At 58.6% G+C, this 13,347-nt stretch carries 12 protein-coding genes and 1 pseudogene; 6 read left to right on the top strand and 7 right to left on the bottom strand.

The genetic code is table 11. The features are described from left to right. Positions 1 to 22: 22 nt before the first annotated feature. From ACLGL5_RS15635 to ACLGL5_RS15625, 3 genes are all read right to left on the bottom strand, one after another. Positions 23 to 577 (bottom strand): Lcl domain-containing protein, encoded by a 555-nt coding sequence (locus ACLGL5_RS15635; RefSeq protein ID WP_069091483.1) that lies wholly within the window; start codon positions 575 to 577, stop codon positions 23 to 25. A gap of 1,079 nt (positions 578 to 1,656) precedes the next feature. Next, positions 1,657 to 2,568 (bottom strand): NAD(P)/FAD-dependent oxidoreductase, encoded by a 912-nt coding sequence (locus tag ACLGL5_RS15630; RefSeq protein ID WP_069091482.1) that lies wholly within the window; start codon positions 2,566 to 2,568, stop codon positions 1,657 to 1,659. A 144-nt stretch (positions 2,569 to 2,712) separates the two neighbouring features. Next, positions 2,713 to 2,952, bottom strand: a complete 240-nt coding sequence (locus tag ACLGL5_RS15625; protein WP_141700912.1) for a glycine betaine ABC transporter substrate-binding protein — start codon at positions 2,950 to 2,952, stop codon at positions 2,713 to 2,715. 332 nt (positions 2,953 to 3,284) lie between these two features. Here ACLGL5_RS15625 and ACLGL5_RS15620 point away from each other — a divergent pair. Continuing rightward, a pseudogene (locus ACLGL5_RS15620) lies at positions 3,285 to 3,554 on the top strand (integrase core domain-containing protein); the annotation flags it as partial. Positions 3,555 to 3,688: 134 nt separating this feature from the next. On the opposite strand, the gene ACLGL5_RS15615 reads toward ACLGL5_RS15620, so the two are convergent. Further along, entirely contained in the window at positions 3,689 to 4,699 is a 1,011-nt protein-coding gene (locus ACLGL5_RS15615) for an AraC family transcriptional regulator (protein WP_494372932.1), read from the bottom strand. Between the two features lie 60 nt (positions 4,700 to 4,759). Here ACLGL5_RS15615 and ACLGL5_RS15610 point away from each other — a divergent pair, with 60 nt between their 5' ends. After that, complete coding sequence (locus ACLGL5_RS15610; protein ID WP_069091479.1) at positions 4,760 to 5,827, top strand: aldo/keto reductase; 1,068 nt, start codon at positions 4,760 to 4,762, stop codon at positions 5,825 to 5,827. Between the two features lie 108 nt (positions 5,828 to 5,935). On the opposite strand, the gene ACLGL5_RS15605 is transcribed toward ACLGL5_RS15610, so the two are convergent. After that, positions 5,936 to 6,250 carry a hypothetical protein gene (locus ACLGL5_RS15605; RefSeq protein WP_141700911.1) on the bottom strand — a complete coding sequence of 105 codons (315 nt, stop codon included), beginning with the start codon at positions 6,248 to 6,250 and terminating at the stop codon, positions 5,936 to 5,938. A gap of 52 nt (positions 6,251 to 6,302) precedes the next feature. On the opposite strand from ACLGL5_RS15605, the gene ACLGL5_RS15600 reads away from it, so the two are divergent. From ACLGL5_RS15600 to ACLGL5_RS15585, 4 genes are all read left to right on the top strand, one after another. Next, positions 6,303 to 7,550 carry a molybdopterin-dependent oxidoreductase gene (locus ACLGL5_RS15600; protein ID WP_069091477.1) on the top strand — a complete coding sequence of 416 codons (1,248 nt, stop codon included), beginning with the start codon at positions 6,303 to 6,305 and terminating at the stop codon, positions 7,548 to 7,550. A 492-nt stretch (positions 7,551 to 8,042) separates the two neighbouring features. Continuing rightward, complete coding sequence (locus tag ACLGL5_RS15595; RefSeq protein ID WP_069091476.1) at positions 8,043 to 8,489, top strand: pseudoazurin; 447 nt, start codon at positions 8,043 to 8,045, stop codon at positions 8,487 to 8,489. Between the two features lie 633 nt (positions 8,490 to 9,122). Further along, the gene (locus ACLGL5_RS15590; RefSeq protein ID WP_245307094.1) at positions 9,123 to 10,163 is read left to right on the top strand and encodes an alpha/beta hydrolase; all 1,041 of its coding nucleotides are present in this window, start codon (positions 9,123 to 9,125) and stop codon (positions 10,161 to 10,163) included. 561 nt (positions 10,164 to 10,724) lie between these two features. Further along, a complete protein-coding gene (locus tag ACLGL5_RS15585) occupies positions 10,725 to 11,741 on the top strand; it encodes an SDR family NAD(P)-dependent oxidoreductase (RefSeq protein ID WP_069091475.1) in 1,017 nt (338 codons plus the stop codon). Positions 11,742 to 12,018: 277 nt separating this feature from the next. Here the strand turns inward: ACLGL5_RS15585 and ACLGL5_RS15580 are convergent, their stop codons facing one another. After that, a complete protein-coding gene (locus tag ACLGL5_RS15580; protein WP_069091474.1) occupies positions 12,019 to 12,795 on the bottom strand; it encodes an anti-sigma factor family protein in 777 nt (258 codons plus the stop codon). After that, a complete protein-coding gene (locus tag ACLGL5_RS15575) occupies positions 12,792 to 13,316 on the bottom strand; it encodes a sigma-70 family RNA polymerase sigma factor (protein ID WP_069093331.1) in 525 nt (174 codons plus the stop codon). Before ACLGL5_RS15575 ends, ACLGL5_RS15580 begins: the two co-directional genes overlap by 4 nt. Between the last annotated feature and the right edge of the window lie 31 nt (positions 13,317 to 13,347).

Here is a 13,347-nt window from a genome sequence, read left to right as displayed (position 1 = left end):
AGGCGACTTGGCGTAAGAGTGTCTACTCCACGCCTGTGGCCGGCATTCCGAAGACGCACCATACCCCGGCCTTGTTGGTCGCTTCAAGCGGATGCACCACAGTCGTGCGTGCGCTGAACGTGACGACCGCGAAGGAGCCTGCCGCCCCAGGCCATTCAGTGCGGGTCCAGTAATCGGTTTCGCTGCGGGCGAGCGGTGGCAGCTTGTATTGCGCGAACGCATCATGCTGTCTTGGCCAGTCCGCCGAATCGAGACTGGTCAGTTCCGCCATCGTCGGAAGCTGCCAGCCCATGTCGCCGTTCGGACCGCCTTGTCCGAGGGTGGCGCAGTGCCCCATCGCATCGCTCAGCGTGAGCGGCTGATCAACCCTGTCCAGCCTGGCGACAAGGCATGTGCGCTGGTCGACGAAGGCCTTGCCGTCATGTTCAGCAAGCAGCCAGAAATTCTGGTCATTCAGCGGCTGGCGGGTCAGTTTGTGGACTGTGCCACATGGTTCGGCTTGGGATGGCGGCACTGACAACATTGCAAAAAGCGCAAGTGCCGTGTTGAAAGTCGCAAGAGACGCGATCCGAAACATGCCTTCCTCCTCGCTGGTTTGGCATCATGACGGGCGTTCGACGTGGCAACCAAACAAGTATACTTGAAGCGGCGAACAATTGAAAGTCCTGTCACTTCCCGATACTTAACGTCATTGCACCGGAATGAGTTGGAGCTCCGCAGGTCTCCTCTGCAAATTGGCGCCGGGCGGCAACTTGGAAGCCACCGCTCGACTTGGCCGCGACGCGTTGCAGGCCGCGGTGCCCCCCCCCGGTTGAGACCGCAGGCAACCAGCCGGTAGGCAGCTGGGTTCCGGCAACTCATACCTATTGGCTTTGCTTAACCTAGGGGCATCTCAAAATGGCCTGCCCTCCACTTGCTGTAGCGAATTTTTCTACCTCGACGAGAGCAGACTGAGCCGAGGGACCCTGGCCGAGGAACATGCTAAAGCACCGTTAGCGAGAAAACGTCACGCGAAAGGCATTTTCCATATATATTTCAAAGCGTTGACCTATAGAAAAGTACCGTCAGGAGCGGAAACCGGCGACGGTACTTTTTCTCGGACATCAAGCAGCACATGAAAAGTACCGTCAGAAGTACCGTCAAATTGATCTAGTAGCCTTCACTTTCAGCGCAATCCTGGTTCGCACTAGCCATAAAAATCAGCGGCTTAGGTAGTCGATGACTTCAATTGGCAACATAGGTCCGATGGTGAATGAAATGGGCCGCAAAACATTGTTTTTTCTGCGAAAAACTACGTCGTAGTACTCCAAACTGCGCTAAACCCCTACTCCCGCCTTGCTGTAGAGTTGCGCGCTCCCTTCGAAAGGCACTTTTTTAAATGGAATGCCTTCGAAGGCCGTCGGATAGGCTCGACCCAGTATCTGGTTTGCCAGCTTGTTGCCCACCCATCCACCGACCGTCATGCCGACGCCGCAGAAGCCCATGCCATAGTGAATGCCTTCGTGCGAACCGACGTGTGGCACAAAATTCAGCGGGAACGCTTCTCTACAGTACCAGCAATGTTCAATCTTGACCGACTCAAGTTCTGGAACATATCGGCGTGCAATGTTTGGGCATGCTTGATCGGATCTTCGCCCATCATGCCACCGCGGCCGCCTATAAGAAGGCGTTTGCCGTCCGGACTTGGCCGGAACCAGGTGATGTTGGACTGGAATCGACAAGCAGATGTCGTGCCGCAAACTGCGCGGCTTTGTTGCCATCCGGGAGGGGCTCTGTTGCACTGTTATAGATGCGAACCGACATTAGCCCATCTTTGGCGTAGTTGAACGGTGCGCCTGTGTAGCCGTTTGTCGCGACAATCACATCTTTCGCCAAAACCTGTCCTTTTGGCGTGGAAAGCAGCGTTCCATTCGTCGTTGAGCGCACGGATGTCACCGGGTTGTATGCAACGGTAACCGCGCCGGCGTCTTCGGCGGCCTTTATTACGCCTTGGTGATAGATTCCAGGATGAAAGGTCAGCGAGTTTGAAACGAAGATGCTACCGGCATAACCGCTGAGGCCTGTCCTCTCCTGCAGATCTTCTGCGGAGATAGGAACCCAACCGGTATTGACGCTGCTTTCCGCTTGCAGGGCGCATGAGTGGTACATTTTCTCACGATGCTTGTCGGTCAATGCAAGGAAGTAGCGGTCGAACCCCCGCACCTGCGCGTGGATGCCCAGTTCGTCACAGGTCTCCAACAAGAAATCGACCGCATCGACCGCTATGCGTGCGATCTCGGTGCCTTGGACCTTACCGAACCTTGCCTCCAGCTCGTACTGTTTCTGAAAAAGGTATGGGACAATCGCGCCGTTGTTGCGCCGGCTAGAGCCAGATCCGATACCGTCGGCCTCGAGTACCACAACCGACCTCCCGGCGCGCGCCACGGCCAGTGCCGCATGCGCGCCTGTGATACCGTACCCGACGACCGCGACGTCAACACCAGGCGGCGGGGTAACAGCATTGGCTGGACCTATCGGCGCGGCCTCCCACCAATAAGATGTCGGTTTGAAATTCGAAGTTATGACCATTGTGAAACGGTACCCTTTCTGTCGACACCTATCTTCCATCCGAGTAACGAGAGGATGAGGCGCACCGCACAATTCATCACGCCGAAAGGGGGGATCACAGCTCGAATGCGCGCTATCTACAGCGTTGATGTCGAACCGTAACGTTCAAGACGCTAGTGAGCGATCGATCCTTTCAGCTGCGGCAGGGGAAACCCAAGTGCGCCAAACCGAAGGGTATTTCTCAAGAAAATACCTCGCTGTCTCGTCCGGACTGACATTCCTGCCAACATAGTCGGCGGCTAATTCACTTATTATTGGAGTATCGATCTCGATTCTCTTCACAAGCTCGATTATCTCAGGGTTCGCCTGCGCGAATTCTGCATTGGCAAACTTGTAGTTCGGCACAACCTCGGGCTTTCCATCTTACGCGATGGCGACGGGTTGCTGCTCGTCTTGAGCCGACGCCAGCGACAGGGCGCCCAAGATTTTCCGAAGCACTTCCATATCGGCTTCTACCTCGAGAGTGAGGGAGCCTTTCAGGAGTTGTACCGGCGACTTGCGGAGGCCCATGTCGCGCTTGATCCTCCCTCGGAGCAACGTGGTGTATTCAGTTTTTACTTCAATGCGCCTGGAGATATTCTAGTCGAGATCGCCCACAGCGCTGCGGATTAACGGCAAGACACGAGCCGCTTTCACATGGTGGAACTGCGCGACCTTAGGTGGGCGATAGCCGCGTGGAAAGCTTCAACGCGCGGCTGCGTGACGAGCTGCTTGACGGCGAGATCTTCTACGCATTGCCAGAGGCCAAAATCATCATCGAGAGTTGGCACCGTCACTACAACACCGTACGGCCCCACGGTTCCATCGGATTCAAGCCGCCGGCGCCCGAGGTCTTCATCCCCGCCACGCCAAGGCCTATACTGCTAACATTCACGCTGGGCCACTCAGTGGGGGCCGATCAACAGGCCGCGCTGCGCTTCTCTATTTCGGTCAAAGACGCTTCGTGACGCGCCAGGGCGGTGTTGGTCCTACTCCAACCGGTGAACAAGGGATGTCCGATTTCCCTAATCTTTGGGCTGAATCGTCATCGCGTTCGGGGCGGCTCCGAAGGCGACCAATTGATTGCTGAGGGCAGCGGCTCCTATTCGGCTTGGATTACGCTGCGGTCTACCTTGCGGCGACGCTCGGAATAGGTCTGCATCGCCTCCTTCCGGTATCGGCCTGGTGACACTCCGGTTGAGCGACTGAATGCATTACTGAAAGCACTTTCGGACCCATATCCGAGCGAACAGGCAATATCGGCGACGGAATGGTCCGTCTCGCTCAACTCCCTTTCGGCCAGGCGCATCCGCCAATTGAGTACATAGGTCAAAGGCGGGACACCGACGACATCACGAAAGCGCACCGCGAACGATGTTCGCGACATTCCCGACATCTTCGCCAGTCCCTCCAGATTCCACGCATGTGATGGTTTAGCGTGGATTCCTCGTAGCGCGATCGAGATGCGTCTGTCGTCAAGCGCGGTAAGCCAACCAGATCGATCCGACTTGGTCAATTCGATGTGAAGCCGAAGAGCTTCGACGAACAGCAACTTTGCCAAATGGGTGATCGCTGTTGTGGAACCGGCGCGCTTGCGCTGCGTCTCCTCGGCCAACTCTGTAAGGAGCCACCGCAGCTTCGCAGCTTCTCCTCTCTGACCATTGACGTGAACCAGGGGAGGGAGACTTTCTCGCAAAAAGCCGCAGCGCTGCTCGTCGACCTCCAGCAACCCTCCGATCATCGTGAATTCGGAGCCTTCCCCGACGCGCAGGTTACCTTCTGTATCTCGCTCAAGCGGTGTGGAGGATGCGTTCGGCAGCCACTCCACAGCACTGGCCAGGATGACTGCTGGCGCTCTATTCGTGATTACGACGTCACCCGCCTCGAACAATGCCGAGGCTGCTGAGTCGGCTTCGGTCGACAGCCAGCACGTTCCTCTCACGACGGCGAGAAACTTTACCGCGTCCGAGCGCTTGAACTTTCGCGCCCAGTCACCCCCAGCAACAAGCGTGCCGGTGAGAACGCAGCGAGCATCGGCGAGATCGAGGACATCAGAGAGCGGGTCTGTGCGCATAAATGTACCATCTCGCATAAACACCGCACGATCAAGCATTCATCATTCAGAAAGGGCGACTTACCAAGACACGGCGCTCGCGAACAAAAGGAGTCCCACATGCCTCTTGACCATTTCATCACGCTTGGCCGCTCAGGCTTGCGTGTAAGCCCGCTGTGTCTTGGCACCATGACATTCGGCGAAGACTTCGGTTGGGGTGCGAGCGAGGAGGACTCGCATGCGATGCTGTCCGCGTATCTCGATCACGGCGGCAACTTCGTCGACACAGCGAACATCTACACTGGCGGACATTCCGAGAGGATCATCGGCGACTATCTGCGGCAACGGGATGTTCGCCGTGACGGGATCGTGCTCAGCACGAAGTTCTACTGCAGCCTGTTTCCCGGAGACCCCAACGGCGGCGGCGCGGGGCGCAAGGCGCTCTTGCAGCAGTGCGAAGCGTCGCTGAAGCGACTCCAGACCGATTACATCGACATCTACTGGCTCCACAACTGGGATCAGACGACACCCGTCGAAGAGACGCTGCGAGGTCTCGACGATCTCGTCACGGCCGGCAAGATCCGTTACGTCGGCTTCTCGGATATACCTGCCTGGAAGACGGCCGAAGCGCAGACGATCGCTCACTTTCGGGGCTGGGCGCCGATCATCGCGCTCCAACTCGAATACTCGTTGCTCGAGCGGACCAGCGAAGGCGAGCTTTTTCCCATGGCCCAGGCTTTGGGAATGGGCATCATGCCTTGGTCGCCGCTGAAGAGCGGATTCCTGAGCGGCAAGTTCAAGCGCGGCACTAAAGGCGACGTCGACACGAAGCGCACCGGGTTGGTGGGCATCCCAAGCGAAGCCGACTACGACGTCATCGAAGCGCTCGCAGCCGTTGCATCGGAGTTGGGAGCAAGCTCCGCGTCCGTAGCGCTCGCCTGGGTCAGGTCACGCGCGGGCGTCAGTTCCACCCTTATCGGCGCCAGGCGCGTCGACCAGCTCAAAGCCAATCTCGATTCTCTCAATGTGACACTGTCTGCCGAGCAGATCAAAAAACTCGATGACATCTCCAAGCCAAAACTAAATTTCCCGGCCGAGAACAACGAAATGCTGGCCCCGATGATCGGCTTCCCTGGCACGACCATCGACGGACGAACGGTGCCCTCAGCATCGCGCCTTGCGGCCTAATCGCTAGATGATGGTCCACGGCTTCTGCCGTGGACCCAGGCAATCCGCGCAATCGGAGGTGTTTCGAGCGAGTTCAAAGATGATGTCATGAAAGCTAGGAAGAACGCTCTACAATACCAGCGGCGGTGCCGGACTCCGGCAGGCTTGCGCGATCGCTTTCGCCGTTGAGAGCGCGATCGTCACGACCACCGGACGGACTGAATCCACATTGAAGGAAACGACGGACGGATCGAGACCGTCGGCGGCAAGGCTCCTTGCGCAATTTGCGACGTTACAAGCGAACAAGCCGTCAAAGAAGACATCGCGGCGGCCATCGGCGACTCTGTCCGGCTCGCCGTCGTCGCTAACAGCGCCGGCATGGCAGCAATCAGAACTATCCGGCCGATGCGAACGATCGCTCATCAAATATGGACGACCAAGCATTCATCGTTCGCATTTGGCCGCGTATTTTGTCTCCACAAAAGGAGATGTAGCAATGAGCAGAGCCCAAGCGCAAGGTTGGCAAACGCCAGCCCTCCATTTGAGTCGTCGGAATTTCGTTGCGGCGATGGGTGCCGCGGGGTTGCTGTTTCTGCCGAAGCACGCCGCCGCAGACGAAATGATAGATCTCGGCCTGCCGGGTGGCGGCGGGGAGCGACCGGTGACCACGGCCTTCCCGCAAAAAGGCAAGATGATCCTCCAGCGGACCCGGCCGCCGCTTCTTGAAACGCCCTTCGAGGTATTCGATCAAGGCGTATTGACGCCGAACGATCGCTTCTTCGTGCGTTGGCATTGGGCAAATATTCCAGCGCAGGTCGACGCCGGCAGCTTTCGACTGAATATCCGAGGCCATGTGAACGCGACACTCAGCTTATCGCTCGCTGATCTGGTAGCGATGCCGACTTTCGAGATTGTCGCGGTCAACCAGTGCTCAGGCAATTCGCGAGGCCTATATGTTCCGCGCGTGCCGGGCGCGCAATGGGGCAACGGGGCGATGAGCAATGCGCGCTGGACCGGGGTCCGCCTCAAGGACGTTCTGGATCGGGCCGGTCTCAAGGCCGGAGCGATCAGCGTGCGTTTCAGTGGTCTCGACGAGCAGGTGATCGAGGAAGCACCGCACTTCATGAAATCCCTTTCCGTCGACCACGCACGGGATGGAGAGGTAATGATCGCCTATGCGATGAATGGTGAGCAGTTGCCGCTCGTCAACGGATTTCCGCTGCGCCTCATCGTTCCTGGCTGGTATTCGACCTATTGGGTCAAAATGCTCAACGACATCGAAGTACTGGATCGGCCTGACGACAATTTCTGGATGGCGAAGGCCTACGTCATCCCGGATACACCTTTCGCGGCAGTCAAGCCTGGCGAGACCGGATACAAAACCGTTCCGATCAACCGGATGCTGCCCCGCTCTTTCGTGACCAATCTGAAGTCCGGCGCTCGGGTAAAGGCAAATGCGCCGCTCACGCTGCGCGGAATTGCTTTCGGCGGTGATACTGGCATCAACAAAGTCGATTTATCGAGTGACGGTGGCGCCACTTGGTCTCCTACCCAACTTGAATCGGATGAAGGTAAGTATAGCTTTCGAAGGTGGGAGACATCGATCTCTCCAACACCTGGTGATCATCAGATCTTAGTTCGCTGCACCAATTCAAATGGCGAAGTTCAGCCGATGCAGACCTATTGGAACCCATCAGGTTTCATGCGGAATGTCATTGAATCCATCAGCTTTAGCGCAGCGTGAGGAAGGGGCCATGTCAAGATTTCTCGCGCCTTTGGTCCTCGCCACCATCATTGTCGGGGTTGGGTTCAGTGTTTCGACGGCAGCAGCGCCTGCCTCGATGCACTTCAATTCGCTGTCGCTCGACCTGCCATTCGGGGACCGGATGTTTAATGGTCCCGATGCGGACGCGATCAACAACAACTGCCTTGCATGCCATTCGGCAGGCATGGTCCTGAATCAACCCAAGCTGCCGCAAAGTCTGGGAAGCGGAAGTCGAAAAAATGCGCGCGGCCTACAAGGCTCCAGTCGCGGAGGAGGATGTAAAGGCGATCGTCGACTACCTCACGCGGATCAAGGGATCAGATTAGGGGTCTGCAACTGCCCCTCACGCACATGCGCTTGTCCGCTCGTGATCGGGCCTGCCATTCCTCAGCGAATTCAACGCTCTCTACGCACCACTCTCAATAATTAATCAAACCTCTCGGGAGCAACTCGCCGAGGGAAGGAGAACTGATGAAATATTTGCTCGCGCTCGCCACCATCGCCGGTTCTTTGTTGATCGGCGGCGTCGCCTCGGCCGCAACCTTCGAAGTGAAGATGCTGAACAAGGGAAGCGATGGCCAGATGATGGTGTTTGAGCCAGCACTGCTGAAGATCCAGCCGGGTGACACGGTCAAGTTCATTCCGACCGACAAGACACATGACGCCGAGACGATACCGGGAATGCTTCCCTCCGGTGCACAGCCGTTCAAGGGCGCTTTGTCGCAGGAGCTTTCCGTGACGTTTCAGGAGCCCGGAATTTACGGGTTCCGCTGTGCACCCCATTTCGGCTTCGGCATGGTCGGATTGATTGAAGTTGGTGAGAATACGTCAAATCTCGATGCGGCGAGACAGATCAAGCTGCCGCCGCTTGCTACGAAGCGGATGTCTGGACTGTTCGATCAAGTTTCCGCTCACTAGTGCCGCTTTGACCCTTGGCGATATGTTCGGCAAGGGCCGGGCTTCTCGGTCGGTTTCCAAAAAATCCTGCCCGAGAAGCCGCGAAATTTGTGTGTACCTGCCGAGGCTTATCGTGTGACTCATAGGGATGCGGCCACGTTACGGAAGGATCGTATCGAAGTCGTTCTCGATTGGAAGAGCGACTTGGCCCCGCATTACCGCGGAGCGCGCGGCACATTCGGCGCAGGTCTTAGCGTACCTGCGCACCACGGCGGCCTCCTGCCGCGCCCTCGTTTAACCTCGCCGATGCCTGCTTTCGAGGAGTGGCAGAGTTGAGGTCAACGACCGGGCTGGGGCGCTGAGCTGAATGCCCGCAATCTGGCGATGAGCCAATGTCTTTGGAAAGGCAACTCCAACCCAATGGCCGATGAGGATCGGGGTGGCGGCAATCAGACGTATCCGGTCGATCGCGAACGATCGCTCATATTTTCTGGACTATTGAGCATTCATCGTTCGACTCCTGTCGCTTATTCATGTCTCCATGAAAACGGAGACATTCCCCACAGCCACGCCACGCGCAACGGTTTCGCCCTGCGCATTCCCCTCCTCTGACCCAGCCCAATCTCCACTCCAGTTCTCGAAAGGATATCCGTGATGAACACGATCAAGACGGCTGCAGCTGCTGCCGCCATGGCGCTGACCGCCTCCGGCACCGCGCTTGCCCAGGCCGCACCGCCCGTCGCCGACGACCCGAATCTCGACCCGCAGGTCCGGTCATTTCTTGAGCAGATCAACAAAGACCCATCCCCGTTTTGGGAACTGCCGCAACCTCGCCCCCAAGAAATTTTGACAGGCCTTCAGAACCAGACGCCGGTTGACATGTCGGGCGTTTCAACGTCGGAGCGTACCATCCTGGTCGAGGGCCGGCGGGTGAAGCTCTACATCATGAAGCCCGATAAGGCTGCGAAGAAGCCCGGCGTATTGCTGTTCATTCACGGCGGCGTGTGGATCGTCGGCAACTTCGACAACCATCAGCGCCTGCTGCGTGATCTCGTCGTTAAGTCGGGCCAGGTCGGTGTGTTCGTCGAATACACCTCTCTTCCCGAGGCGAAGTTCCCGACCCAGCTCGACGAGAGCTATGCTGCGTTGGAATGGGTCAAAGCGCATGCCGCGGACTTCGGCGCCGACGGCAGCCGCATCGCGGTCGCCGGGAATTCGGTGGGCGGCGACATGACGGCCGCACTCACACTGATGGCCAAGGACCGCAATGGCCCGAAGATCAGCTATCAGGTGCTGTTCATTCCCGCGACCGACGCCAGCGTCGATAGCGCCTCCTATCTGACCTTTGGACAGGACCGATTTCTTGGCCGAGCATTCATGAAATACGGCTGGGATCTCTACGCTCCAGATGCTGGCCAGCGTGACAATCGTTACGTGTCCCCGCTCCGCGCCACCCTCGATGAACTGCATGGTCTGCCGCCCGCACTGGTGATCACCGCAGAGAATGATCCGCTTCGCGACGAGGGCGAAGCCTATGCTCGCAAGTTGAAGGCGGCCGGAAATACGGTCTCGGCAGTGCGGTTCAACGGTACGATCCATGACTTCGTGCTACTCAACGCGCTCAAGGACCTGCCTTCTACTCAGGCAGCCATCCAACTCGCAGCGGACGGAATTCGTCAGCACCTCGATCACTGAGGTCAACCCATTCACACGGCGCAGCGTCCGCGCTGCGCCGTGTGTCATGTGTACGCTTCACGGAACGTCGGATCGGGCGCTCGTTGCCATGGCGCAATTGGATGCAGCTGAGCGGCAGACCTCTGCCAAGAATAAGATGCAGCGACCGTTCCTGGCTTAAACGAGCCTCCGGACTCTCCCAATGGATGCTATATGTGACAAGCTGCAATTGGCTGCGCTCCGGATCGCAATCATCGACCGGTGATCCACGCTTATTGCAAAACGGTCGCGCCGGATCACAAAGGCAAACTGGCAAGCCAGCGGGGGCAAGGAAGGCGCTCATGCGCTCTCTGTGCGCGTCCCCCATCGACCGCTAACATTCAAAGCCCCCATTGCCGATTGGTGATAGGGAGATGCCAAGCGCCGAGCTTCGATACGATCAACCGGCCTCTCAGGCAAGAACGCTCGCACGCTGCCATAGCCCGTCGATGGCGAACGATCGCTCATATTTTATGAACCAGTAAGCATTCATCGTTCCGCCCTGGTCGATTATTCCATCTCCATGAAAACGGAGACACAGCAATGAACACAACACAGGCACCGATCCGTTCAGGATTTAGCCGCGCCTCCACGACCGTCGACGTCATCAAGGGAGTCGATCTCGTCGGCAAGGTAGCGATCGTCACAGGCGGCTACTCAGGCCTGGGACTTGAAACAGCGTGCACGCTCGCCTCAGCGGGCGCGCGAATTATCGTGCCGGCGCGTGACGTCGAGCGCGCGCGCAGGGCCATCGCCGAAGCTGGCGGCGGCATGGAGGTTCAATCGATGGACCTCACCGATCCGCGCTCGATCGATGACTTCGCGCGCGACTTCGTCGAGACAGGCCTGCCGCTTCATATGCTCATCAACAACGCCGGCATCATGGCGCTGCCCGAACTGAAGCGCGATGCGCAAGGCAACGAACTGCAGTTTGCCACCAACCATCTCGGCCATTTCCGGCTGACCCTGCGGCTCTGGCCGGCGCTGAAGCGCGCTCATGGCGCGCGCGTCGTGTCGGTCTCGTCCGCGGGACATCGCTTCTCGCCGGTGGTTTTCGACGACATCAATTTCGAGCGTCGCGCCTATGACCCTTTCAAGGCCTATGGTCAGTCCAAGACGGCCAACATCCTCTTCGCGGTCGCCCTCGACCGGCGAGGCAAGGAAGAAGGCATCCGCGCGTTCGCGCTTCATCCCGGCGGAATAGCGGCAACGAATCTTGGTACGCATGTCGGGGTAGAAATGCTGAAAAAGACCGGGTTCGTCGACGAGAATGATCGGCCGGTCGTCGATCTGAGCCGTGACCTAAAATCGGTGCCGCAGGGAGCGGCCACCCACGTCTGGTGCGCGGTCAGCCCGCAGCTCGACGGCAAAGGCGGGGTGTACTGCGCCGATTGCGACATCACGCCCGTATTGCCGGAGGGCGGTTCTTTCGCTCTGACTGAAGATCGTGCCAATCGCGGCACCGGGGTCCAGGCCTATGCGGTCGACCAGAAAGCCGCCGAAGAGCTTTGGCGCAGAAGCGAGGAGATCACCAATATCTCCATCCAAAGCCAGTCGTGACGCGACGACGTTGCGCTGCCTCCCCGTCCAGTGGTTCGATCGCATTGGCGCGCGCGCTTCAGTCCAAAAGGGCCTCGCCACCTTTCGGAGAGACTGAGGCGGGTGCAGCCGATATTGGCCGCGATCGACATGATCGCTGGCTCTTGGGACGGCTGATCATGCTCGTGATCCAGAACCCGCCGCACGGCGCGCTGGCGTACTTGTCTTACTCATATCGACTAGCCTTCTCAGGAATTGAAGCCTCCGGCAAACCCGGCGGGTTCAATGCAGTTGACGATTAGGCCTCGCCTTGTACCTGCTTGCGAATATCGTCAGCGAGTGGGTGCAGCGCTTCAGAGGGCAATGAGCCCACAAGACTGTAACCCATACCGTTCGACGCCCAAGCCCAGCCGTCAACCTTGCCTTGGGAGTGGGGCGTCATCGTCCGCGTCTGGTCCACGGCCATCGGTCTTGTCAACATGACAAGGCGCGTGCCCTGGTCATTGTCATACATCAGCATCAGGCCGGCGCCGTGAGGTGTGGAAACGACGCGACCGCCCATCAGCCGATAGCCGGACTTCGACAGGTCTGGCAGGACCGGCTTGCGCCCCATCCGTTCAGTCGACCAGTCAACCAGTTCTACTATATTGTCGGCCCGGAGTTCCACCGGCCTCGTCCTGTCTCCGGCATAGGTGGCGAAACTGTCGGAGGCTTCGCGAGCGAGGGCGACCACACCTTCGGTTGGAGGCACCATCATATCGCGCATGTACCAGCCGCCGGATCCGCCGGCGAACAGAAGCACCGCGGCGGCGGCTGCAAGCCGCCAGCTGGAGACCCTGCTTTGCCGTCTGGTGGCAATGATGTGGTTGAGATTGAGCCTTGATGGCACTGGCTCGCCAGCGATGGGGTCAAAGGCGCCCTGCAAAAGGGTGCGCTGGACGGAATAGGAGGCAAAACGATTGGCGACATCCGGGTGCTTGTCGAGATACGCGGAGACTTCCTCGTTTCGGGCAGCGTCAAGCCGGCCGTCGACATAGGCGTGGAGATCGTCCTCGGTGATTGGCCTATCCGTCATTTCACTCTCCGCAGATGTGAGCCCGGTCTAACGCCCCTGGCGGGGCTTTCCAAGATCTGCCGCAGGCGCTCACGCGCGCGCGACAGTCGCGACATCACGGTTCCGATTGGGATCGCCAGTACTTCGGCGACCTGGGCGTAGCTAAGGTCTTCGACAGCTACCAGCAGCAGCACGCTACGCGGTTCCTCCGGCAGTTGTTGGATCGCCGAGACGACGTCCTCTCTTGCAAGCTCGTCCTCCTGCGTCGGCGGATGCGCCATGAGATCGTCTGCGATCTCTTCTATGGCAACATGTTGGCCGCGCCGGGCCGCCTGCCGCAGCCGGCTGACTGCAAGATTGTGCAGGATCGCGAACACCCAGGTGCGGGCATCATCATTTCGGCGCCGGTGCCAGTGAGAGATCACACGCTCAAGGCAGTCCTGCACGAGATCGTCAGCAGCGACCGCGTCGTGAACGAAACCACGGGCATAGCGTCGTAATGCCGGGATCATCGGTTCGACCTGGAAAAGAAGATCATCCATCGCACTGCGTCCCGTGGTTGGCCCGCCTCGA

The sequence above is a fragment of the Mesorhizobium sp. U510 genome (assembly GCF_059180695.1).
Note: the sequence above shows the minus strand (reverse complement) of the source record. Positions and strands in the feature narration are given on the sequence as shown.